The 24,754-nt window shown below is 46.8% G+C and carries 19 protein-coding genes and 1 riboswitch; all 19 genes read right to left on the bottom strand.

Annotation, left to right across the window (positions count from 1 at the left end; all coding sequences use genetic code 11):
* Positions 1-86: 86 nt before the first annotated feature.
* On the bottom strand, positions 87-566 hold the full coding sequence (locus tag ACN0RF_RS12680; RefSeq protein WP_417439315.1) for a hypothetical protein: 480 nt from the start codon (positions 564-566) through the stop codon (positions 87-89).
* Positions 567-684: 118 nt separating this feature from the next.
* Positions 685-1,101 (bottom strand): hypothetical protein, encoded by a 417-nt coding sequence (locus tag ACN0RF_RS12675; RefSeq protein WP_417439314.1) that lies wholly within the window; start codon positions 1,099-1,101, stop codon positions 685-687.
* A gap of 113 nt (positions 1,102-1,214) precedes the next feature.
* Positions 1,215-1,538, bottom strand: a complete 324-nt coding sequence (locus ACN0RF_RS12670) for a hypothetical protein (protein WP_417439313.1) — start codon at positions 1,536-1,538, stop codon at positions 1,215-1,217.
* On the bottom strand, positions 1,522-1,824 hold the full coding sequence (locus ACN0RF_RS12665; protein WP_417439312.1) for a hypothetical protein: 303 nt from the start codon (positions 1,822-1,824) through the stop codon (positions 1,522-1,524). Before ACN0RF_RS12665 ends, ACN0RF_RS12670 begins: the two co-directional genes overlap by 17 nt.
* Positions 1,814-2,137, bottom strand: coding sequence for a hypothetical protein (locus tag ACN0RF_RS12660; protein WP_417439311.1), 324 nt, complete (start codon positions 2,135-2,137; stop codon positions 1,814-1,816). Before ACN0RF_RS12660 ends, ACN0RF_RS12665 begins: the two co-directional genes overlap by 11 nt.
* Before the next feature lie 385 nt (positions 2,138-2,522).
* Positions 2,523-2,897 carry a hypothetical protein gene (locus ACN0RF_RS12655; protein ID WP_417439310.1) on the bottom strand — a complete coding sequence of 125 codons (375 nt, stop codon included), beginning with the start codon at positions 2,895-2,897 and terminating at the stop codon, positions 2,523-2,525.
* 2 nt (positions 2,898-2,899) lie between these two features.
* On the bottom strand, positions 2,900-10,840 hold the full coding sequence (locus ACN0RF_RS12650) for a hemagglutinin repeat-containing protein (protein WP_417439309.1): 7,941 nt from the start codon (positions 10,838-10,840) through the stop codon (positions 2,900-2,902).
* Positions 10,820-10,915: riboswitch (cyclic di-GMP riboswitch) on the bottom strand. It overlaps the preceding gene by 21 nt.
* Before the next feature lie 129 nt (positions 10,916-11,044).
* Entirely contained in the window at positions 11,045-13,495 is a 2,451-nt protein-coding gene (locus tag ACN0RF_RS12645; protein WP_417439308.1) for an EAL domain-containing protein, read from the bottom strand.
* Positions 13,492-15,177, bottom strand: a complete 1,686-nt coding sequence (locus tag ACN0RF_RS12640; RefSeq protein ID WP_417439307.1) for a sensor histidine kinase — start codon at positions 15,175-15,177, stop codon at positions 13,492-13,494. The genes ACN0RF_RS12645 and ACN0RF_RS12640 overlap by 4 nt, the downstream gene beginning before the upstream one ends.
* Positions 15,167-16,402, bottom strand: a complete 1,236-nt coding sequence (locus tag ACN0RF_RS12635; protein WP_417439306.1) for a sensor histidine kinase — start codon at positions 16,400-16,402, stop codon at positions 15,167-15,169. Before ACN0RF_RS12635 ends, ACN0RF_RS12640 begins: the two co-directional genes overlap by 11 nt.
* A 3-nt stretch (positions 16,403-16,405) precedes the next feature.
* On the bottom strand, positions 16,406-17,215 hold the full coding sequence (locus ACN0RF_RS12630) for an alpha/beta fold hydrolase (protein ID WP_417439305.1): 810 nt from the start codon (positions 17,213-17,215) through the stop codon (positions 16,406-16,408).
* A gap of 68 nt (positions 17,216-17,283) precedes the next feature.
* The gene (locus tag ACN0RF_RS12625) at positions 17,284-18,087 is read right to left on the bottom strand and encodes a sterol desaturase family protein (RefSeq protein WP_417439304.1); all 804 of its coding nucleotides are present in this window, start codon (positions 18,085-18,087) and stop codon (positions 17,284-17,286) included.
* Positions 18,080-18,718, bottom strand: a complete 639-nt coding sequence (locus ACN0RF_RS12620; RefSeq protein ID WP_417439303.1) for a CDP-alcohol phosphatidyltransferase family protein — start codon at positions 18,716-18,718, stop codon at positions 18,080-18,082. Before ACN0RF_RS12620 ends, ACN0RF_RS12625 begins: the two co-directional genes overlap by 8 nt.
* Positions 18,711-19,379 carry an ATP-binding cassette domain-containing protein gene (locus tag ACN0RF_RS12615; RefSeq protein WP_417439302.1) on the bottom strand — a complete coding sequence of 223 codons (669 nt, stop codon included), beginning with the start codon at positions 19,377-19,379 and terminating at the stop codon, positions 18,711-18,713. The genes ACN0RF_RS12620 and ACN0RF_RS12615 overlap by 8 nt, the downstream gene beginning before the upstream one ends.
* On the bottom strand, positions 19,363-20,964 hold the full coding sequence (locus ACN0RF_RS12610) for an ABC transporter permease subunit (RefSeq protein ID WP_417439301.1): 1,602 nt from the start codon (positions 20,962-20,964) through the stop codon (positions 19,363-19,365). Before ACN0RF_RS12610 ends, ACN0RF_RS12615 begins: the two co-directional genes overlap by 17 nt.
* A complete protein-coding gene (locus ACN0RF_RS12605; RefSeq protein ID WP_417439300.1) occupies positions 20,943-22,010 on the bottom strand; it encodes an ABC transporter substrate-binding protein in 1,068 nt (355 codons plus the stop codon). Before ACN0RF_RS12605 ends, ACN0RF_RS12610 begins: the two co-directional genes overlap by 22 nt.
* Position 22,011: 1 nt before the next feature.
* Positions 22,012-24,204, bottom strand: a complete 2,193-nt coding sequence (locus ACN0RF_RS12600; RefSeq protein WP_417439299.1) for an FAD-dependent oxidoreductase — start codon at positions 24,202-24,204, stop codon at positions 22,012-22,014.
* Between the two features lie 5 nt (positions 24,205-24,209).
* Entirely contained in the window at positions 24,210-24,497 is a 288-nt protein-coding gene (locus ACN0RF_RS12595) for a type II toxin-antitoxin system RelE family toxin (protein ID WP_034819583.1), read from the bottom strand.
* Entirely contained in the window at positions 24,487-24,741 is a 255-nt protein-coding gene (locus ACN0RF_RS12590; RefSeq protein ID WP_082815442.1) for a type II toxin-antitoxin system Phd/YefM family antitoxin, read from the bottom strand. Before ACN0RF_RS12590 ends, ACN0RF_RS12595 begins: the two co-directional genes overlap by 11 nt.
* Positions 24,742-24,754 lie beyond the last annotated feature (13 nt).

Raw genomic sequence — 24,754 nt, 5'->3', positions numbered from 1 at the left:
AGTCGAAATTGAGGACTGAAATTACGTTTTGGTCTCTTCGTCATCTTGTCACCTAATTGTCTCTTGGTGCATGATAGCACCTCTAATTAGGTGGCCAAATTTAGTTTGCCACTACAAAGATTATTTGGGTGACTTAAGCTCAGAAAAAGACGAACAAAAGCATCGTAAGAAGATGACTCTAAGTCGTAAGAAACTGAAGATATAAAATCAGTCTGTTGACTAAAAATAAATTTATACATGTCTCCATAGACTGTCTCGAAATTAGATAAATCAACTTCAAAACACGCAAAAACTCCGTCATCCATTTTTAAGTACCCAACCTCAGCGCCGTTAACGATATTTGCCAGCCTTATTTCATTTTTACGTTTCTCTATTCTACTGGTGTTAACATGGCCAATTAAGAAAAAGCAGTAACATCGATACTTTTTTAAAGCCTCTAAAAAAGCCGACTTAATAATCCATTTGAAGCCTTTTTCTTGGTTATCACACAGATGAAAAGTGATAGCTGAAAAATCAAAGTCAGCAAAGCTATCACTATGTAAGAAATCCTTTTGTTTAAAAATCATAAACCACCCTTAATAGCCTTGCCAACATCGTGGTGCTGGTGACCAATCTTAGCTGAGCCGTCATTAGTGATCTCCCTCTAAATGCACCATCAGACACTATCTGCTTTAACTGTAACATTTAATTACCTAAAAACTCTGAAACAGCCCTCTTGACATCACTATTGAAACCATTTGCATCGTTTATTTCATCTAGTGATTTAGCCTTATCAAGCATCAATCGAAGGCACTCTTGTACCTTCTCCGCAATGTCATGTTTCAGAGTGTCTTTATCCACATCACGCCAATTCTCCTCAGCGAAAACCAAATCAATGGTAATCTCAGAATCCTTCTTGATATATTTCATGCGTTCGGGCTCTTTCGAACCAAAATCATGAACTTTTCCGGACACCCGAAATACTATTGAAAACATCGCCAAGGAGCTGAAGTAAACACCGTTTATATGCTTTCCAAAACAATCATTGAACCTCTTCTGTAAAGGCCAAAATTGACCATCAGCTCTAGGACAACCGTAATCTCCACTGATTTGTATCATCATAACTACACGCCCTTCTTCTTAAGGCCCTTTTCGGTTATTACTTACCTCGGTATAATGAAGATTATCGGGTGGGAAAAAGTGCGATAGCTTCCAACCCAAGCTTCTCACCTCAATTACCAATCACCAATAAAAAGCATGCCGAAAAAAGCAACAACAGCAGTTCCAAAAGCTAAACAACGAACCGCCTGAACCCCGGGATCATCTGCTTCGAAATACGCACTCCCAGGAGCCATAGGAATCGTCTTATCAAAAAGATAAGTCCAAATAATTATTATTGGATAAATAGAAATCAATTGAAGCACTCCATCCACACGAAAAACAAAGTACTTCAAGTAAGACACAATGAACCATAAAATCCAGGCAACAATAACCACTGAAACCCGAACCCTAAAAGGAATCCATTTATCGGGCCAAATAAGATCACTTGCTTTCATCATCAGCATCGTTTTCAGGAATTTCGTGAGGATTCTTTAAGTAGTGCCATGTATTGATGGCATCAATAAAGGTTCCAAATAATCCCAGCAGAATGAAACCACTGGCAATAACTCTATACCAGCGTTGCTGTGGAGGGCCATACCCTTCAAATGTCCAGCCCAAGTATTCATGTATTACTCGACCAATATCAACTCCGTACCAAAAGAAATAGACAAGAAATATCAATGGAAAACACATTTTTATTTGCCTTATCCAAAACGCCTTCCAGGTATATTTATTACTCGCCATTACCTGCCTCCTCTTTATTCTCGTCGATTATAGATTCTATCTCGGGCGATGGAACAAATGCAGGAACGTTCTGAATCACTGTATCCACATTATTACCAACGACACCCGCGGATGGTAACGTTACTGTAATTGTTGCAGGCGTTTGGAAATAAGGAATGACAACATAGGAAGGCATATCTTTTAATTGCTTTGAAACCAAATCACCAAAGTAGGTACCATCGCCGGCTCCTGCAGCCCCAAACAAAGCCCCTTGCGCCGCCAGAACGGTTTGCCCGGGTCGATATTTCCCTCCTTGCACTAATTGAATAAGCAATAAGGCTCTGCTTCACCTCTTCTTTCGTGTAGCTTTTGGGGGCGGCATCGGGGGATTCAGGCACATCACTGTCGGAATACTCCGCATAGGCACTACCCTGCTCTACTAACGATAGAGTCAAATAATACTATCGATAACAGCTTGCTCAAGGTGCTCTGCGCGAATATGTTAAAGGCGTCTGAGCGATGGTCGCATCCGGTGCCAAACTGGAACCTGACCCTGTCGCAACCGACCATCCGCTTCGAAAGCCGGATAGATGATCATATGGACCAATGAAAACTAAGCTGACACAGAATATTGAACACCCTCACCAAGATCGGATTTAACCGTGCAATCAACCATTTACACAAAATCTTTTACAGTCTCCATTAAACCAGTCAGCAGTTCAATTTTTAACCTTGTTTAATTCGTTGTAAGCCTGCCAGTAAATCCTATCGCTAGTAAATATTTTATCCGTGTTTTCCTCTAGCCAATCTAATCGCCCATCAAGCGTTGCATCGGAATAACCTTCATACCCGATTTTTTGAAAAGCTCTGGATAACAACCACAAGACATACTCATGAGTGTGACCTTCAGAATCGGTATGAACTAACCACAAACCATAGAGAGAATGATTATATCTCTCTCCTTCAAATATGATTTTCCAACCATCGTTTCCCAAAAATTCGGCAGTGTAATCATTGTCTTTCGTCAACTGAAACCCCAATTTAGGTAAGCGTTTTAACAGTAACTTTAAATGCTCTTGGTAAGCTGGAATCATTTCTAACCCTCTTTCTTAACCATTTTTTTAGTAACTGGATCATATTCATAACCACTTTCGATTAAGTAATAATACTCTCGACCAAAACCTGTCCTTTCAACGGTTCCATCTTCAAGCTCACGATTTAACACACTCGGAGTAGGATCTGTAGCAAGCACGATATCATCCCCGCGACTTATCGCTTTGTCCAAAAATGGTTGATTAACTTCTTTCCAAAATTGCTCTGGAGTTTGATAATAGTCGGGAGGAGCGGTCAAAATATTAAACGAGCCATCTTTAGCTTCAAAATTCATTGTTGAAGGATAACTCAAGTCATCAATAATATGTCGCATATCAGATCCGTAGTTTCCTAGAATCGTAGTAGTCGCATCAGGGTTAGCAACCAACTCCATGCCACTTGTTGTTTCAAAGTCAACCTTATTATCAATCTGCTTGTAAAAGTCTCCCGTTACGCCATAAATATTAGTTCCAGCATAAAAGTCACCTTCCCCTGTTTGATCAAACGAAACATCAATCTCCCCATTATTCGGAGTTAATTTTTTATCAGGAGAAAGTTTACCTATTCCACCAACCCGACCAACTGGCAACAGCCCCATATCCAGAGCAAAGCCTAAGTCCGTACTCATTCCGGTACGGGCACCGCTGAAATAATCGCCCTGCAGGTTATCCAGCGCAGCGTTTATCTGGCCTTCTTCCCGCTGCTCGAAAATGCTGGAGACTGTGCCTTCAGGTTCATTCAGCATCTGCTGCATTCCCAGCGACATGTTTTGCGCAGTGCCAGCCGGATCTGAAAATATATCAACCACTCCCTGCACCATACCACCGCCGGTATCCATGAAGCCGGCAAAGGCACCTAAGGCGGTATCCCCATAATCGGACAGAGACTTATCGGCCGCTAGATTCTTATCGTAGAACTGCCATTGCTCTGAGTACTGATTGGTTAAGCCCTCACCCTCCCGGGTGCGGTCATTGTACTCGGAGGCGCGCTCGTCCTTATAAGCAATAAGGCTCTGCTTCACCGCTTCTTTCGTGTAGGTTTTTGGGCTGGCATCGGGGGATTCAGGCACATCACTGTCGGAATATTCCGCATAGGCACTACCCTGCTCCACCAACGCTGCCGCCAGATAATCCAGCGCGGTCTCATCGCCCTCACGGCCTTGTGCTTCAAAAGTACTGCTCCAGCTGGCATCCAGATGGCTGAGCAGCTCTTCGGCCATGCGTTTTTCTGCGGCTTCTTCGGTTATCCCCTCTTTCTTTGCCATCAGCGGAGCCATTTTCTTAATGGCCTGCATTTCCTTTGACTGCAGCTGACGATAATCCACCTGCGCATTGCCCACGGCATTGGCGTGTTGTGTGCCCTGCCGTACCGTATTGCTGCCCGCTAAGTCATCAGTACCCACATTGGCGAGCTCACCGCCCGTGGCCTGGTCAATGCGGTTGGCCAGCTGACCGCCGACCAGATTGGCGATGGCTTCCTGTGAAGCGTCGTTTTCGCCACCAGTTTGCAGGGTTACGGTTTCATACACTTCATGGCCAACGGTGTTGGTCATGTCCTTGCCGTCGGTGGCGTTGTCGACATTCACCAGAATATTGCCGTATTCGCTATGGCCTTCTTCGGTTACCGTCGCGCCCTTATTAACACCGGACAGCACGGTATCGGCCAAAGACTCGCTGGTGGTTTCACTGCCCTGATAGAAGTGAATGTCGCTCGGGTCAATACCGAACTTTTCCTGCGCCATATGGCCCAGCTCGGCTTCGGCCGCTAAACGCTGGTCCGGGTCGTCACTGGTCAGTCGTGCCAGTAACGCCTGACCTTCGGCGGTGCGCGTCAGGTCATTTTTCAGCTGCGTCATTTTGTGGGTACTGTCCAGCGAGACCCAGAAGTTACCCACGCCCAGGTCTTTGTTGGTAGCAACCGCCGAGCCGGCATTGTAGGTATCTTCCAGCGCATCGGTGGTATTCTCTCCCACTTGTCCCCACGCATCGGTACTAAACACACTGGCAACATTGTCCTTCCACTGGTTAAGCTGCTGCCCTGGGTTTTCAGCTAGGTTTGTCAGGCTGTCTGTGGCCGTGGTGCTGGCGTACAGGTTGGTGCTTTGGCTGTCGTCTTTGGTGGTTTCCTGTGCAAGGTCGGTATCGCGGTTTAAGTCGCTGAGGTCCTGCTCAGTGCTGTCTCTGACCGTTATGGTGCCCTCACCCACGGTGGCGCGGTTGATTTGCTCCTTGTCGTGGTTGTTGTAATGGCCGCTGGCAGTATAGTTGGTGCCGCTTTCCGTCTGGTTGGTGCTGTTGTCATCACCCATGGTGAAGCCAACGTTCAGGTAGGTGCTTTTTTCCTGGTCGTGGTCTTCAATATCGCTGTAGGCGAGCGTGCCGGTGTTAAGACTTAAGTTACCGCCGTCGTTGCCTTCTTCATCGATATTCGCAATAACCGCGCCGTCTATCTGCGTGTGGCCTTCGGTGCGTATATCCACCGAGCCGCTGCCGGTAATGCTGCTTTGCTCATTCACCCAGGCGCTGGAGCCGTCGGTTTCGCCGTAGCCGGCACTGGCGCCGCCACTCACTCCCATGCCAACGGTGATATTGGCGCTGACGTCCCAGCGGTCGCCTTTCACCTGTCCGGTGTCCTGCACCGAGGCGACCTTTAAGTCACCACCAACATCCATCGCCACGTCCGTACCGGCCAGGTTGCCGCCTTCAATCACGGTGTCGTTGCCGCTGGTGACGCTCAGGTTATTTCCGGCCGTAATGTGGCTGTTGCTGTAAGTGGTGCCCTCGCGGTCTAATTCACCTTCTCCCATGGCCATATTGGCCGTAAAGCCGATGCCGTCAGAGCCAAAGTTAATACCTGCTCCGGCGCTTAAATGGCTGTCCTCGCTGTCGCTGCTGTACTGGCTTTCCGCGGCTTCAATAACAATATTGTTACCGGCGGTTAGTACAACATTATCATCGCCATCAATATCACTGCCGACAACAGCTAAGTCGTTACGGGCGTTGACATCGACATTACCACCGGCATTCAGGCTACTGCCGACCACACTGGTATTCTGGTTGTCTAACTCACTATCAGACTGGCTGAAACCAGCCGTTAAGCTTACATTACTCGTGCTTGCATTAAGGTTTAACCCAACCTGCAGGTACTCTGTATTATGCTGACTGTCACTGCTGTTTTGCGCCGCAACAACGCTGACATTCTCGGCATTAATACCAATGTCACGCCCTGCGTTCGCACTGACCCCTTCAAGCAACGCATCACCACCGGCACTTATTGTGACATCTCGTCCGGCCGTTAAACTGCTGGTTTTGGCCTGGCTCTGCTGCACGTTGTCGGTCGTGGTTTCTGTGGTCTGACCTAAATGCCCGCCTATACTGGGGCCTGCGTTATTTAAGGTATCAGCCGCCTGCATCACCGAGCTGGCAACACTGACCGCATCATCTCCCTGACCCAGGTTACTGATAGCGTCTACCGTTTTACCAACATTGTAGTTCGCACTGACCGTTAAACCGTCACGGATACTGCTATGCTCAGTTGTCTGGTTAAACAACTCTTGTGCGGTCACTATGTTGATATCATTGACTGCGCTCAGATTCGCATCTTGCCCGGCCACAATGTCGCTGCCTGATATCAGCAGATCATTGCCCGCATTCAGTTGTACGTTATTACCCGCAGTTAAGGTGCTGCCTGTTTGGGTAACACTGTCACTGGTTAAGGCGTCTTTTTGCGTATCGTCACCGGCAAATACACTCAGAGTATCGCTGTCAGCACTTATCGCAATACCGGTTTTGGTTTCAGTTTCGCGGCTATAACTGCTACCACTGCCCTGACCGGTCATTACATTAATATCGCGTCCGGCATCTACCTGTAAGTTATTACCGGCATACAGCTCTGAGCCCACCACATTAACGTCACGGCTCGCTGACAACGCCATATTGTCTCTTGCGGTGAACGCACTACCGATATAATCGGTCTGGGTAATGCGGTTCTCGTTTGCGGTTTCTTTCGCTACCGATAAGAAATTGTCGCTAAAGCCCAAGGCAAGGCCATTACGTCGGGTTTCCTGATACAATGAACTGGTTTCAGTGTCACCCAGAATATTAATGTCTGCCGTTTGCGCATCTTCATTGCCAAAGCCTGCCTGCGCAGTGATATTCTCGGCATTCATACGTCCGGCTAGTACGTTAATGTCGTTTTCTGCTAATAAGGCGATATCCCCGCCCGCATTTAACTCCGCATGACCAAGATACTGTACATCGGTTTCGCTGATTTTAGTCGAGCCAAACAAGCCGCCGAACATGCTTTTTTTCTTGATATGTTTTTCAGCCTGCCATTCTTCGCCGGAGACCATATCCAGCTGGCCTCCGCTGTAGGCCATTACGTCACCGCCGGCCTGAAGATAAGTACCTTCCAGTAACACGTCGCCCGAATTAAACAACTGCAGGCCGTCGGCTGTTTGTTGTGCATTCAGACTGACATTGCCTCCGGCAGCAACCACTGAACCATGGTGCTCTGCACTGTAGGTCTCATCGATATACACTTTTTTCTTAAACATGCTCTTCTTTGTGCGCTTATCACGGTCTTCGTGATACTCCACCACACCCAGAAGATTCATTTCGTTACCCGCGGCAAGCTCAACGTTACCGCCTCCAACAAACTGAGCCCCCTCAGATTCCAGGTTATTGCCCGCTACCACACTTAAGTTACCGCCGGCTTCCAGGCTGACCACGTCGTAGGTGCGATCCAGCTCGATATCGTAGCCGCCTTTAAAGTACTTCTCGTGACCGTTCACTTTTTCTACCGCGTTCAGTAATACGTCGTTACCGGCGTGCAGGCTGATATCGCCCGCGGCGCCCAGTTGGCTGCCCTGTAAGTCCAGGTTATTGCCGGCATTCATACTCAGACTCTCGCCGGAGATAATTTCAGGGCTGTCACCCACTCTGGTATAGGTGCGGCTATTACCGTTGCTTCGCTCGTTCGTATACTGAGTAAACTCGGTGCGGTTCACAATATCGCCGCCCGCATTCAGCACAACGTTGCCGCCGCTTAACAGGTTCTGGTTGATAAGGTCGTCACCGGCATTGATGCTTAACACATCGTTACCGGTTAAATCGCCCTGGTTGGTGAAGTCACCGCCAATGTCTAACCACAGAGTGTCGCTTTCCAGTGACATGTCGTTGGTAAAGTCGCCACCCAGTTGCAGACCCAGTAAGTTGTCGCTGTCAAAATGACCGTAGTCGCCCATGTTCAGGCCGCCTTCACTACGCAGGATCAAGCCTTCACCCGCGGCAATGCCGCTGTCAATGTCCAGACCCGCGTCGGCGGTAATGTCTATGATGCCGGTCGCACTTAGAGTGACACCGTCTTCCAGTAAGTCGTTTTGGCTAATGGCGCTGTAAAGGCCTTCCTGTCCCTGGTTAATGGCGTCGGCGTCAAAGCCTAAGTCCTCGGTTAGTACGCGCATTTGCTCGTCGGTCATAAACACATTTTGACCGGCGCGCTGCCCGGCGACTTGCTGCTGAGCGTTTTTCTGCTGCTGGATGTTTTCCTGTTGCTGAAGGCTCTCTTTCTGCTGACTAAGGGTACCCTTCTGGTCATCCACCAGGCCTTTAATAATTAAATCGGGGTTGTAGTCGTTAGTAATATTGTCATTATCAACTGTACCCACACCTTGTTGTACGCCCGAAGCTTCCGTTGCAACGCCTTGCGACATGCGCAGACTGTCGGCCATATCCGGTGTCATAAAGCCCACGCCCTGCACGCCAAAGCCTGAGCTGTTCGCTCCTAACTTATTGGGGGAGGAGGTCTTTATAAGCTCCGCATTGTCTGCAGGCATTGTGGCGTTACCGGCGTCCGCCAGACGCTCAGCTTCGGTGATATTCTCGCTTTTGCCGTTTGTGCGGAGAACGACGACTTTTGTGTCGTTATTATTGCTGGCACTACTACCCCGCGACGCACTACCGCGAGAGCCGCTAGCCTTGGTATTTACATTGCTTCCATTAACATCTGAAGGGGTAACATCGTTTAATTCTATCGAGCCGGACAAGTTACCGCTGATGTTACCGGCGGCAATGGTGCCGTAGTTTTCGCCTTCGATATAGGTGGTTTCGTCGTAGGTGTTTTCTACGGTTTCCTCGACTTTTTTCTTTTCCCCTGGTTCCGCGCACCCAAACGAAGACCCATTCCGGTTCTCCTGCATACAGATACTCTTCCAAGTTTCACGTATAACTGTAACCTCTGTGACCTTCCTGCTTTTTGCTGAATTATTCTTCACGTTGCTGCCTGATAGCGTTAAGTTACCGACAGCTGATATCGTGGAAAAATCATTAGTTATATCGCCGCTTAGTCCTAGATTTCTTCCCGCGACTATTACCCCCGCTTTCCCTTTTAAGTTTGCCTGGTAGATCGTGCTTACTTTCTTTTCTTTTTTTTCTGTCCAAGTTTGCACTTTTCCACTATAGCTGGTACCGGAACGTGAAATAGTGTCTGTATCTGTTTCAGATTTACCGCTGGTGTAAGAAAAGTCGCCCGTATAAGTATTAACAATTTTCCCGCTGATACTCATATCACGCGCAGCCGCAATAGAGCCACCAGTATTGGTTACCGTAGAACCGGCAATAGACGCGTCACGATTGGAATAGATGTTACCGGTATTACTGACATTGCCGTCAATAGTGAGCAGGTTGCTGGCGAACAGCAGGTTACTGTTGTTGATGTTCCCGTTTATATCTAATTGCGTTCCTGCGGCAAGGGTACCTGTGTTGCTCGTATTGGCTATGTCCAGCCTTAATACTGCGTTACTGCTCACCGTGCCATTATTGGTTAGCTTATTGGCATCCAATATGGCATTGCCACCAGAGCGTATAAGCCCGCTGGCTTTATTCGACAGCTCTTTAGCGTCGGCTGTAAGCGTACCGCTAGCGACAATGGTGCCACTGTTGTTGATGTTGGCATTCGTATCCAGGTCAATATTGCCACCGGCACTGATGGACTCATTGCTTTGCAGGGCTATGCTGTTATTACTGTCCAGCGTAATATTGCGGGCCTGAATTTGGCCGACATTCAGGCTGTTTACATTAATGGCAACCGAGCCGTCAGACTGCACCTTGCCATTACGGTTATTCAACGTACGCACATCCAGATCAACCGCTGTAGCGCCTGACACCGTACCGCTGTTGGTCAGGGTGCCGGTGCTGTCAATGTCCACTTTCCCGGCACGACTTGCCAGAGTGCCACTATTGCCAATAGTTTTCGCATTCAAGCTCAGCTGTTTGGCTGACGATATTTGTCCGGCATTTTTCAGTTCGGTGCCACCATTAAGGTTAATAGCACCGTTACTGATAATACGGGAACTGCTAGCGTCACTAGAGACTGAGGTCGCAGTAATATCCAGGTTACCGGTTCCAGCCAGCAAAATACTGCCCGCATTGTTATCCAGCGCCGCCGTATCCAGTGTCAGGTTATTACCGTTAGCTGCTATGTAACCGCTGCGGTTAAGCAAAGCCCCACTTTTAATACTGCTGGCACCACTGCCGGAGCCGACAATACGGCCACTATTATTTTGAAGAGTACCACTGCTGTTTAACTGATACTGGCTGCCGGTTAATACGCCGCCCGTATTATTAAGGTTACCCTCAGCGTTCACCGCCAACTGCCCCGTGCTTTGCACAACGCCCGACTGCTGGTTTATATGCGAGCCACTGTTCAGTGTGAGGTTGTTACCATTATGGCTGATTTTCCCGTTGCTGTTATTCAGCTCACCACTGCGGGTGGTTATGGTGAAATTGTCATTGGTTGACTGGATCACCCCACCGCTGTTACTTAGCCTGGCTGCATTAATTTCGGCATTACTATTGCCTGTCGACGTAATAACACCAGCATTGTTGTTTAGCACGCCTGCGGTCAGGTCTAGATTCTGCCCTTGTAATGCAGCTACTGCCATCATCCACTTTTCATTGAAAAGTTGTTAGACCAGCGGCTTTGCGTCCTGCCCTTTCGGCGCAGTTTGCCTTTTAATTTTCTTAGCCTGTAAAACATATTGAGAACTTGCTACAAGCTGAGCGCGCAAACAATATACAAATCTTTACAAATAAACAAGCTCTTTTAACTTTTCTATAACATAGATGTCACTACAAAGAGCTTTCACTGCCTAAATAAGCGGTCGCCAATTCGAGTCCAGTCGCTGACGCAAGCTATTTCTTACTGTTTGTCTAAGCACTTCATCATCCCAGGGCTTATCTAAAAATCGGTACACTTCGCTTTCATTAATTGCCTGAGTCAAATTTGCTTCGTTACGATAAGCGGTCAATACAATTCGTGCCGCATTTGGATACATAGAACGCACGTTAGATAAAAACTCCAGTCCTTGCATGTTACGCATACGTTGGTCCGAAATAATTACGTCCACCGGGTTATGCGCCAATACACTGAACCCCTCATCACCACTCGTTGCGGTATAAATCTTATAACCATCGCGTCTCAATAGGCGTTTTAAAGACTTCAGAATGTTCTCTTCATCGTCTACTATGAGAACAGACTGACCCGTTGATTCTTCTGCTGCGACATTAACATCGCGACTTTTGTAATCACGTAGAAACTCAATGAGCTTTCCTTTTGACATTGGCTTTGCGAGTAAAAAGCCCTGAATTGCATCGCAGTGACATCGCCGTAAGTATTCTTGCTGAGCTGTAGTTTCTACTCCCTCAGCAAGCACTTCTAACTCCAAATGATGAGCCATAGAAATAATACCTTCTATAATGGCTGAATCATGACGGTTAGAGACTAAATCTCGTACAAAACTACGATCAATTTTCAATAAGTTTACCGGTAAGTTTTTAAGATAACTTAAACTAGAGTAGCCTGTGCCAAAGTCATCTAACGCAACCTTAACTCCAATATTACGAAGCTCATGTAGTTTACTTATGGCCAGCTCAGGATGCCGCATAAATACTGATTCGGTAATTTCGAGAACCAGTTGCGCGGGGTTAATTCCGGTTTCTTCAATTACCTCTCGTATTGTAGTGACAAATTCAGACCGTAATATATGAATAGTTGAAATATTGACAGATACTGAAGTTAGGCTGTCGCGCTCGGCTGAAAGCACTAGAAAATCCCGACACGCTCGCATTAAGATCCAACGACTTAAAGGAACAATCTGTCCGGTGTTCTCGGCGACTTCGATGAACTCGTTAGGCGGAATAACGCCCAGTTCGGGGTGGTGCCAACGAATTAAAGCTTCAACGCCGGTCACTTCATTATTATTCAGATAAAACTGTGGTTGGTAGTGCAGAGTAAACTCTTGATTATCTATACCATTTTGTAAAGAGTTGCGAATACGAAGTTTTTTAGACAATTCCTGATTAAGTTGCTGATTAAACCACTGATAGTTACCATGCCCCATACGTTTTGCCTCGTACATTGCAATATCCGCCTGCTGCACCAATTTTAAAGGGTCATCGTCATAACCCTCGGCAAATGTTATGCCGGCGCTTGCCGACAAATGAAACTCACCCTCTTCCACATGAAAAGGCTTTTGCATTGCCTCCATTAAACGTTCAGCAATTAGTGCAGCGTCGCTTTGATGACTAAGCTCAGGAAGCACAGCTACAAACTCATCTCCTTCCATACGAGCTAATGTGTCTCCAGGGCGTAAGCAAGAATTTAAACGTTCTGCTGCCGCCACTAATAAACGATCTCCGACCTTATGACCCATAGTGTCATTAACAGCTTTAAAGCCATCAACGCCGATGAAAACGACACCTAACTGAACATCATTTCTCTTACATAACATTAGGCTTTGTTGCAATCTGTCTGTCAGTAACACTCTGTTTGGCAAACAGGTCAAGCTATCGTGATTGGCAAAAAATAGGACTTTCTGCTCAAGTTCGATCTGATTCGTAATATCATCAAAATGAACGAGCCGTACCGGCTCACCCTGCCATTGAGTTTGTATGCTGTAATGCCGAATTCGCTTTTTCTTTCCATTAGACAGGTGCAAAGTCGCATCGCGACTAAAGGAGCGGCTATCATCATACTCGATAGGTAATTTTCGTCCTTTCAGTTCGGTATTCGTTTGTAGCAATAATCTCTCAGCAGATGGGTTTGCATAAATAATAGAGTGCTTACTATCCACCAGAATAATTGACTGCGGACTGTCTTCCAGTAAGTACTCAAAAGAAAGTTGACTATCCAGTAAGTCAATCTGATACCTTCGACGCTCGAGGGTATAGTAAATACTTTTCTTCAAAGCCAAAGGAGTTACTTCAGACTTTTCCAAATAGTCTTCCGCTCCCAACTGAATGGCTTTGTTACTTAGCTCATCAGTTCCCTGACCGGTCAAAAAAATCACCGGAGTTTCTATGTGTTTTTCCCTTAGCATTCTGATGACATCTTCACCATCATCAGCTCCCAGATGGAAGTCGCACAAGATAATATCGTAATCTTGGCTTCTCAGCCTTTCCAACGCTTCCTCTTTAGACTTAGCCCAGCTCAACTGATATTCAGGTGCGCTTTTAACTAATAAGTCTCGAGCTAACACATAGTCATCTGCATCATCTTCTATGAGCAGAATACTCAGTGCCTCAGTAACGGATAAATTCATAGTATTTCCTGATTATTTCGACTCGGCAAAGTGAGCTTAGCCGTTGTTCCATCGCCAAACTGGCTGCTTAATACAACATCACCACGATGCAAATCAATTATTTTTTTTACAATTGCCAGCCCCATTCCTGTCCCCGGAATGTCGCTGCGCGAATGTAGCCGTTTAAAAGGTTTGAATACCGACTGATGGTGTGCCGGATCGATACCAATACCGTTGTCAGAAAAGCATACGGTTATGCTATCGTCCAATTCTCTTCTGGAATGAATATAAATTTTCAGCTGTTTATCTTTTCGCCTATATTTTATTGAATTTGTTACTAAATTTTCGAACATCCGTTTAATCAATTTAGGATCAGCGACAATTTCATGCTTAAGATTAACCTCTAATTCAGCTCCCGCTGATGTTAGATTCGCTTCATGTTCATTAAGCACCGTCTGGACAATCGAGAATAAACTAACGGTATGAACCTCCACTGAATCTTTTCCAAGCCGGGCCAATTCAAGAATTTCTTGAATAAGCTGCTGCATCCGGCGTGATGCTGAAATCATCCGCTCAAGATAATCTTTCTCCTGGCCTTGGAGCTCAGTTTCCTGAAGAAGCTCTCCAAAGCGAACAATTTTACGCAGTGGCTCTTGTAAATCATGCGAAGCCACCGCGGCGAAATTCCGTAACTCGCTATTTACCTGTTTTAATTCAGTATAAGTTTGTTTGATGTGCGTAATGTCCTGAGCAATACCGAATACACCAACGACACGCTCTCCCTCTAACATTGGAATGTTACTGACACTTAGCGCGATCTTCTCACCCGATTTTCGTACAATATTAGTTTCATAGTGAACCGGTTCGCCCTGGAGAGCCTGTTGAAAAATGGAACTCACTTTTGTGACTTCGGACGGCGCAAGTATATATTCATAATGCATTCCAATTGCGTCGGCTTTTTTTACTTGTAAATAGTCTTCTCCCGCTGCGTTTAAGTCAGTAAAACGCCCGGATAAATCCAGCGAAAAAGCGGCACTTGGGTTGTGGTCAAATAATGACTGAAAATATCGTTGCGAACAGTTTAACTTCTCCAGCGCCTCATTACGCTCACGCTCAATTTGATAGAATTGCAGAACAAGCTCAAAGCAAACCGACAACATGGTTAAAAGAGCAAAATGTCCCACCAAAATAACGGCGGGTACTGAATTTTGTAAGTCATTCTTTTCATTTAACGGCTGATTCAGCGCATAAAGCCACCAAATGCCGGCCGAAAAATAAAGCAACAGCATTATCCACAACCAGTTGCTTCCTTCGCTGAAAAGGCGGGCTTTATCGGTATAAAAGGACAAGAAATATACGCCAATACCGAGAAGTACAAACAATACTCCGCGGAATATATAAAGATTATGCTGAAACGCGAACAATAATTCCCAGGCGCCAATAGCGATAAAAACAAAGGCTGCCAGCCACACGTAAGCAGCATGCCGACTCAACATCTGTCGAACAGAACTCCACCTGGACAGACCATACCCTACGCTTCCCACAAAAAGAGCTAATAAGCTGTCCTGAAGAGGCATTCTGAAACCAATACTGACCAACCCCAGAGTCAGCGCAAATAATCCGAGTCCACCCCAGACAAAACACGCTAGTGTTAATGAGTGCCAGTAACTTCGCGCAACAATACTCAACCAGCTAGTTGCCACCTTTGGCTCCTTCCTGTTTAACCGCAACCGGGAAACTCAATATGACACGAGTTCCTTTATCTGGAGCACTGCTGATACTCAGGGCTCCACCTAATGTGCGCATAATATTGTAACTTATAGATAAACCCAGGCCGGTACCTTGCCCCTCAGGTTTGGTCGTATAGAAAGGCTCGATAGCTCTTGCTAAAACTTCCTCTGACATTCCACATCCGGTATCTTCAACTGTTAGTTGAACTCTATCTTTAACCAATTGCGTTGTTATCTCTATAAAGCCAAAACGTGTTATAGACTGAGCAGCATTAAGAAAGACGTTAAGTAGTACCTGATTCACCTGTGCCGGGTCACAATAAACCTCGGGTATTTCACTACAGCGCTTGCGTATGTCCACTTTATCGCGTAACTCATTTCGCATAACTTTTAACGTGGTATCAATTTGGTGGTGAATATCGCACCATTCAGATAACCCAGGACTTCGTGTAAACTGGGTTAATGAATGCGTGGTTTGGGTAATTCTCTGCACCCCTTCCTGAGTTTCATTCAGCAGTGACAAAATATCAGACTCGAGAAAGTCGAAGTCGGCTTCTTCTCTTTTTTGCTCGGTTATTCCGCTATTATGTATTAAGTGAAGTAGTTTCTGAGTGTACTGGCTTAGGGTATTTAAATTTGAACGAATATAACCCACAGGGTTATTAATTTCATGCGCTATTCCCGCCGCCATTTGCCCTAAAGCGGCGAGCTTTTCAGTTTGTAGCATCTCGGCATTAATGCCGGCAATCTTCTCCAATAACTGTGCCTTTTGCTCCTTTTGTTGAATAAGTTCCAGTTGTCGACGTTTAAGAACATCATTAATTTCAGTAACTTCATTCCGTTCATTAATTAACTGCCGCTCTAACAACAAGTGCTTATCAGCCAACATGACTATTAAAGCAACTTTGTTTTCTGGCTGACACATGGCATTGACAAGGCACATCACTGTTTCTTGCTTACTTTTTAAATACAGCGTCACCTGCTCGCAGTCAATACCCTGTTTTAGTTTTGGCTCAATGACAGAAAAGAAGTACAGACGAGAGGCCGGGGACAATATCGTATCAACTGTTAGTTTTAAAATATCATCGGGAACGAGCTGAAGCTTCAAACATAACCGGTGTGTTACTTCCGTTACTGAAAGATCGAGAAGATCAAACTCAATAGCCAACAAAGGCCAGTCCGTTTTACTTGGGCGCATCACTCACTTTTCTCTTACTAATCGGCAAATTTGTTCTGCTACCAGTTCAGGCGCGCTCAATTGAGGATAGTGCCCTTTCGCCTCAAGAATATGTAGCTCTGCTTTCGGCAGTCTATTCGTCATATATTCAGAAACACTCAACGGCACAACAATGTCAGCTTTAGCTTGCAAAATAAGTACTAAGCATCCGACCTCCCGCAAAGATTCCCTTATGTCCGAGTAAAACGTTGCCCTGGCAAAATTACGAGTTAATTCAGCATTACCAGCCGTAAAGTAGTCCTGCAACTGCTTTATCATCCTTGGCTGATCATGATTTCCTAGCACACGAGGGCTCATATATTGAGCCCAGCTAAAAAAATTCTGCTCCATAATCACCATCAACTCGTCCATATCATCTCTACTAAAACCACTTTGATATTCGGGTAGATCGTGAATATAACGTGGCGACGGATTCAGCATAACCATTTGCTTCACTTTATGCTTTATTAAAGGGTAGGCAAGACTTGCAATACTACCACTAACAGAGTGAGCAATAAGGGTTAAAGACTCAATATCGAGAGTATCAACGACTTCAGCAAGGTCGCGCGCATAGCCATCAAGCGTTTTATACCGCTCGTCATTGTAGCTGCTGAAGTCTGAATTGCCAGAACCGACATAATCAAAAGTAATAATACAATAACTATCAGGTAACGCCTCTATAACAGCATTCCAAATAGTTTGATCGCAACCAAAGCCGTGCGCAAAAAGTAATGCTTCATTACCTTTTCCCCGAACATGGATATTATTGCGAATGGCGATTTGGTGCCTATTCATAGCTGACAACCTTCTTAACAAATAATTAACGGTTGGTAACAAAGTGTAGAAGCCGTTGCAAGTTGTCGTTACCGCTTTTTCAAAGGAATTGTCAATAACCCCCAAAGTTTAGTGGTGAGTTTTGCGTCGCGGTATTCTTGCAGACCAATATCTACACTGTCGGAACCCGCCTTTGGCTTTGCGGTGAAGCTACGAAAGAGGTGATCCCACCAACTGACACTGAAACCGTAGTTACTGTTGGTTTCTTCTTTTTCTGTACTGTGGTGAATGCGGTGCAGCTCCTGGGTAATGAGCACTTTGCGCACGAGCTTTTCCACAGGTTTGGGCAGTGCCACATTGCCGTGGTTAAACAAGGAGCAGGCGTTAAGAATAATCTCAAATACAATTACGGCTAGTGCCGGAGCGCCCAAAGCAAGAATGGCGGCTGCTTTTATGAAAAAACTCAGCACAATTTCGGCCGGGTGAAAGCGCAACCCGGTGGTGACATCAAAGTCCGGATCGGCATGGTGCACCCGGTGCATTCGCCATAAAAGAGGAATGCGGTGGAACAATCGGTGCTGCCAGTAAATAACGATATCCAGTGCGACAATGCTGGCTAGCATCGCCAACCAAAAGGGTATTTCTGTGCCCGCCTGGCTCAAGTAATGGAAAAGCCCCCAGCCGTTTTCTGATGCCAGAAGCGCCGCTCCAGTCAGGCCAACGGGCGCAATAACTCTCAGCAATATAGTATCAACGGCAACTATGGCGAGGTTTGCCGGCCAGCGCTGTTTACGGCTATAGCGGGGCTTGCGCTTAGGCGAGAAAAATTCCCACAACACCATAATAAGCAATACGCCAAGGAAAATACTTAAGCGCCAGGCCGTTTCAGACATTGATATCCTCCGGCTTTGCCGTTGGCTGTTTCAGTGCGCGGTAACCGGCAACAATGCGGGTTATTGCGGTAAGCCAGCAGGCGGCAGCGAATAGATAGGCCAGTACCGGAAAGTGCTGTGGCCACAAACAAAACGCCACAAAAAACAGAATGGTTTCAAAGCCTTCGGTTAGACCACCCATATAATGCAGTGACTTATTCGGATACTCCGGGTTTTCAATACCGCGCTTTCCGGCAATGCAGGCAAAGGCCAGAAAGGTAGAGCCAGTACCCATAAAAGTGACTAACAACAGGCCTGCAGCAATCGCGTTCTGCTCGGGCGCGGCTAGCAAAAAACCAAATACCACAGCACTGTAAAAAATGAAATCCAGCACAATATCAAGAAAGCCACCGGCGTCGGTTAGCTGAGTGCGCCGCGCCACCGCACCGTCCAGACCGTCGCACAGCCGGTTTAGTAAAATAGCAGCCAGCGCGAACTCATAAAGCTCAAAGGCTAAAAATGGCACCGCCAGCAAACCGATAATAAAACCCGTTATGGTGACCTGATCAGCACTGACGCCGACACGGACAAGTAAGCGCGCAGGGAGGTCGAGAATTTTTCGGGTTGCCGGAAGTAGCTTAGGGTCAAACATTAGCGACTTCTCCTTTTACTTCTGTGCCCTGTATTTCAAGCACACGGCCACAGGCATCTGCACTGTCGTGAGTAACTAATAAGGTCGGCATTTGTTTGTCTTTGAGTTGTGCAAAAGTCCACTGCCTGACCTCTTCTCGTAAGCTGGCATCTAATGACGAAAACGGTTCGTCCAGTAACATGGCCTGCGGCTCTGCCAATAATGAACAGATTAATACGATTCGCGCGTATTGTCCGCCGCTTAAGCTGTCAGGGTAGACCGTCCACTTGTCCGTTAACCCCATATTGTTCAGCATCGCCAGAGCTTTGTCTTTTTGCTGCTGACGATTTAGTGATGAACGTGGCTTTTGCGCAAAATAGCAGTTTTCTTCAACCGTTAAGTGCGGAAACAAACCGCCTTTTTGAAACATCATGCCCAGTTGGCGCGCGGCAATTGAGCGCTCGCTGATATCTTCGCCGTTTAACCTTAACTCGCCCTGAATATGAAAGTTAGGCAAGTGCTCACCAAGCACCCAGCGCAGCAAGGTCGACTTCCCCACCCCACTGGGGCCCATCAGCGTGACAATTTCACCTTTTTCAACCGTCAGTTCATTCAGGCTGAATAAAGGCTCAGAGCCATTTTTTGTGCGCCTTTTTATTTCAAGGTTACGAATGTTCAGCATAACTTTTTGTCCTGATGAGTCCGACAGCAATAAACACCACCAGTGGCAGTAGCATTTGTAACAGCGCATAAAGGCTGCCAATACGCCAGTCCCCGCCGCTGGCAACGCTAACGGCTTCGGTGGTTAAAGTGGGCGTTAAGCCTTTCCCCAGCCATTGAGTTGGCAGGTACTGAGCAATACTAACCGAAAAGGCGACCGCAAAAGCAACGGCTATGGGCTGCTTTAGCATGGGTAGCATAATTCGCCACCAGGCGGCCCGATAGCTATAACCCAAACTTTGAGCCCGGGTTAGCCACTGCTCGTTAAAGCGGGTGTAAGCCCCATGCAAAACCAGGTAGGCGTAAGGCAGAGTATATACGGCATGAGACCAGAGCACCCACCAGGCTTGCCAGCCAACTAGCCGTTGCCAACCAAGTACCAAAGGCACCTGCGGAATAAACAACGCTACAAGTACAGGCCAGTAAAACGAAGCGGCGGCTTTCTGTCGTTGCCGTTGTAGCAGAGCAATTGCGGCTACAGTACCTACTAATGCACTGAGCAGCGCCAGCCATAGGCTATTCACTGTTGGCTCTGCTAAGTAAGCCCACTCGCTTTGCCAGCGCTCAAGGGTCAACTCTGCCGGCCACAAGTTTGGATAAAACCAATGTGTCGCTAAGCTCTGCAAGGCTAAAACGACAATAACCCCCAACGACAGTACCCCCAGAAGAATCCAGGCATAACGGCTAGCTTTATGTGTGTTGGGTTTTACGGGGTGGGTTACTTTTTTACCCAGCACGAAGCGGCGAAACAGAGCATAATGCCGGACATTTATTAATAGCAGTATTAAAGCCATAGCCAGTAAAACCCATGCTCCAGTTATTGCCTTAATCTGGCTGCTGGAAGAGAACTGAAAGCTCCATTCATACACGCGCTGCGCCAGCACACCCGGCGTGTTACTGCCCACTAGCAGCGGAATATCGACCACTGACAGCGAGTAAATAATGACAGCCGCCATAGGCAGCGTTAAACGTCTTAAAAGTTCCGGCGTAACAATGCGCCACCAGGCTTGCCGTTCGCTGTAACCATAGCTCTGTGCCTGGGTCACCCACGAATTAACGGGCAATTGTTTTAACTGAGCCGATATCATTAGTAGTAAAAATGGCAGCTCTTTTAAAACTAGAACCACTATAACCGTCACTAACGACTTTTCGGATAATGGCCAGCTTGCCGGTGGTGCCGGGAACACTCCGCTGACGCTTTCCACTAAACGTATGAGCCAGCCGGACGGGCTCATTAACAACATAAGGCCGACCGCAAAGGCCACATGCGGAATGGACAAAAGTGGAGAGAGTAATTGCTGCAGGCGGGTGTGTTTTAACAGCGCAGGTGCCATCCATAACGCCAAATAGCAAGCAGCTAATGGTGCGGCTACGGCGAGTATAAAGCTCGAAGTTATTGAGTCGTAATCTGCGAGCAGCTCAGTTAAGGTTGCTAAGCTGACGCCGGTTTCAGGGTCAAATGACGTAACCATCAAAAAAAACACACCACTGCCAACCGGCAGAATAATGAGCAATAACCAGACAACTATTGATAACGTGCGGACCATTCCCGCTCCAGATACTCCTGCCAACTTGCATGAAAGTCGTCGGTGGGTTCCAGCAGCGAAGAGCCTTGCGCACTTTTAAGAACGGAAGGATCACCCCAGCGATTTATATCGGCTTTTCGTTGCTGTGCTTTTTCAGACAATAAAAATTCGATAACCGCTTTCGCAGCTTCGGAGTTATTGGAACTGCTCGGCACCGCCAAATAATGATTATTGGTTATGGCTTTGTCTGACAACGTATGACGCTTAACGCCCGCAGGCAACCGCCCCTGATTCACCAGGGCTTTATAATCATTGGGATTAAAGCTGACCGCCATCAGTAACTGCCCATTTGCCAGGTATGAAATCTGCTCACCAGCCGAGGAAGGGAAATTTTTGCCCTGCTGCCATAACAGCGGGTGCAGTTTGTCTAAATAGCTCCATAAAGGCTCTGTCAGCTCATTTGCATTAACACTGTTTGCGGGCTGCTGAAATACCTCGCGTTGTTGCGGATGTATCGATAACAACAGCGACTTTAAAAAAGTGGTGCCATGAAAGTCCGGCGGTTTAGGGTAGCTGATGCGACCTTTATTTTCCCGGACGGCGTTGAGCAGGCTTTCTGCAGTCACTGTTTTCTGGTCGAAAAGCCCGGGTCGGCTAATCAGGTTAAATTGCCCTACTCCCCAGGGCACTTCCAGCCCATCCACCGATTCACCGAAATCGGTTTGCCAGTTAAGGTCCTGGTTAATGTTGTTCATTGCCTTAATTTCATCGGCAATGGAACGCAGAGCACCAGCCTCTTTCAGTGCATGGAAGTTTTCACCGTTTATCCAGATAATATCCGCATTGGAATGACCGTCTATAATTTGCTTAACCACCTCGGAGGCATCCGCCACTTTATTATGGCGAAACTGAATGCCCTGCCCTTGCAGTTCCTTTTGCGCCCAGCGTAAGTAACTGTTTACTTCCGGCGAGCCACCCCAAGCATAAAAGTTAACCACTTCGGCCTTTAAAGGTAAGGCGGCAAAAAGTGTCACTAGCAATAAACTGATGGCAGCAGTAAAACGCATTTTAACTCCGGCGCCAGCGATGAAATTTCTCAACCCATGTTAGCAGCTTCTGCGGCGCATTGGCTCGTTTCCATTCACCGGCCACGTATTTATTCGCCTCTGCCAGAGTCGGATAACTGTGTATGGTGCCCAGTATTTTATTCAGGCCAATGCCGTGTTTCATCGCCAGCACATATTCTGCCAGTAGTTCGCCGGCCTGCGGGCCAACAATATTCACACCCAGCAATTCGTCTTTACCCGGTTTGGTCAGCACTTTCACCCTCCCATAGGCGCTGTCATCGGCAATGGCACGATCCAGTTCACCAATGTCGTACTCGGTTACTTCGTACGGTTTATCGGCTTTTTTCGCCTGCTGCTCGGTTAAACCCACATTTGCTACCTGCGGCGAGGTATAAGTGACCCAGGGAATAACAGAGTAGTCCGCCCGGAAGGTTTTGAAAGGATCAAACAAGGCATTCACCGAGGCATACCAGGCCTGATGCGAGGCCACATGAGTGAGCTGATAAGGCCCGGCAACATCACCACAGGCGTAAATGTTCGGATAGTTGGTTTGCAAAAACTCATTGGTACTGACTGTTTTATTGGTTTGCACGCCAAGCTCTTCCAGACCAAAGCCCGATATATTGGGTTGCCGCCCCAGCGCAATTAACACCTTGTCGAAGGGTATCTCAACTTCTTTGCTTTGGTCGACATTCTGGTTATCAACACTTTCGTTATCAACCGTCTGCTCAGCAATAAGCACGGACTCGCCATTGTGTTGCTCGAAGCGCAAGGCCTTGTGGTTCATTTTAATATCAATGCCTTCTGCCGTTAAACGCTGCGTTAGCAGTTCTACTGTGTCGGCGTCTTCCGGGCCCATAAGCCGCTCAGCCATTTCCACCTGAGTAACTTGTGAACCTAAACGCTGAAACGCCTGAGATAACTCACAACCAATAGGCCCGCCGCCCAATACCAATAAGCGTTTAGGCAGTTCATCTAACTCCCAGAGAGTGTCTGAGGTTAAATAGTCAACCTTATCCAACCCCTCAAAGTTTGGTACCAGAGGCTTAGCGCCAGTCGCGATAATAATACTGCGAGTGGTTATGCGTTTGGTTTCACTCTTACCTTCGACATTGCAGGTCACTTCAACTTCCCAGGGTGAAACAATGCGCGCATCGCCTTGCTCAACGTCTACTCCCAATTTGGTGTAGCGCTCAACCGAGTCGTGCGGCTCAATGTCTTTTATAACTGACTTCACCTGTTGCATAACCTGCTTGAAATCAACCGAGACCTCACCAACGTGAACCCCCGCACTTGAGGCGTTACGCGCATTATGAGCAAGTTCGGCCACATGAAGTAAAGCTTTTGAAGGTACACAACCGGTATTCAGGCAGTCACCACCCATTTTGTGCTTTTCAATTAAGGTAACCTTTGCTTTTACTGTGGCCGCTATGTAAGCACTGACTAACCCTGCTGAACCGGCGCCAATAACCACCAGATTATTGTCAAAAGACTTAGGCTTTTTATAGCCTTTAAAGGCTTTACGACGTTTCATAAAGGCCAGTACCGCTTTGGCAATTAACGGGAATATGCCCAATAAAACAAAAGCACCAATTAAATCTGCTGAAACCACATCACCTAAGCTGGATATCTGTGCTAACTGGGTTCCTGCGTTAACGTATACAGCGGTGCCCAGCAGCATGCCTAGCTGGCTTACCCAGTAAAAGGTCCAGACCTTTATTTTAGTCAGACCCATAACCAGGTTAATAACAAAGAACGGGAACAGCGGAACCAACCGTAGGCTGAGCAAGTAAAACGCGCCGTCACGCTCCATTCCGCGATTAATGGCGGTTAAGCGCTCACCGAACTTTTCCTGCACCCAGTCGTGCAGAATAAAGCGGGCACTTAAAAAAGCGAGGAATGCGCCAAATGAGCTGGCGAAGCTGGCCAGTAAAAGGCCCCAACCAAGGCCAAATATGGCACCAGAACCCAGAGTTAAAATAGTCGCGCCGGGCAGTGATAACGCTGTGGCCGCAACATAAACAACAAAATAGATGGCGAAGACCTGAAATGGGTAATCAATAAAAAGCTGGTTAAGCTGTTGCTGCTTTTCTTTTAGTACATCCAGAGACAGATACTGCGTTAAATCAAACACAAAAGCGCTGATAAATAACGCAACAATAATCAACAGCAACAACAGCTTTTTTAATGACATAAAGATTAATCCAATCTCTTGTGAGCGCTAATATACACTCTGTTTTTGTCTCGTTTCCCCACAGCTACAACAGTAACCACAAGCTCTGAATCTCTTACTTGATAAACCAATCTATAACCCAGTTTTCGCAATTTCACTTTGTAACAGTTATCCATTCCCTTTAAGCGAGACGCCGGGACATGAGGTGATTCAAGCCTTTGCTTGAGCCTGGCTTTAAATTGCGCCTGAACATCCTTGTTCAACTTTTTCCATTCTTTATAAGCTGAACGTTTAAACGTCAGCTTATAAATCATCGATGTTCACCTCGACTTCATCTTCATGCTGGCGTTTTTTAACTAACTCCAGTAAATCCCTGTCTTCCAGCTCTTCCATTAACGCTTCATAGGTTGCTGCCGGAATGCAATAAAATGCGGGCTGATTCCGGTTCAATACAGCCACCGGCTCACCGTGACTCTCTTCAACAACCGCCATTGGGTTCTTTTTCAACTCACTAATGCTAGTTGAGTTGCGTGCATAAATGGGTCTAACTGATTTCATACGACCTCCCAAA

The sequence above is a fragment of the Idiomarina sp. genome, from assembly GCF_048260185.1.
Classification (GTDB): domain Bacteria; phylum Pseudomonadota; class Gammaproteobacteria; order Enterobacterales; family Alteromonadaceae; genus Idiomarina.
The sequence above is the reverse complement of the archived record's forward strand: the minus strand, read 5'-3'. Positions and strand labels throughout refer to the sequence as shown.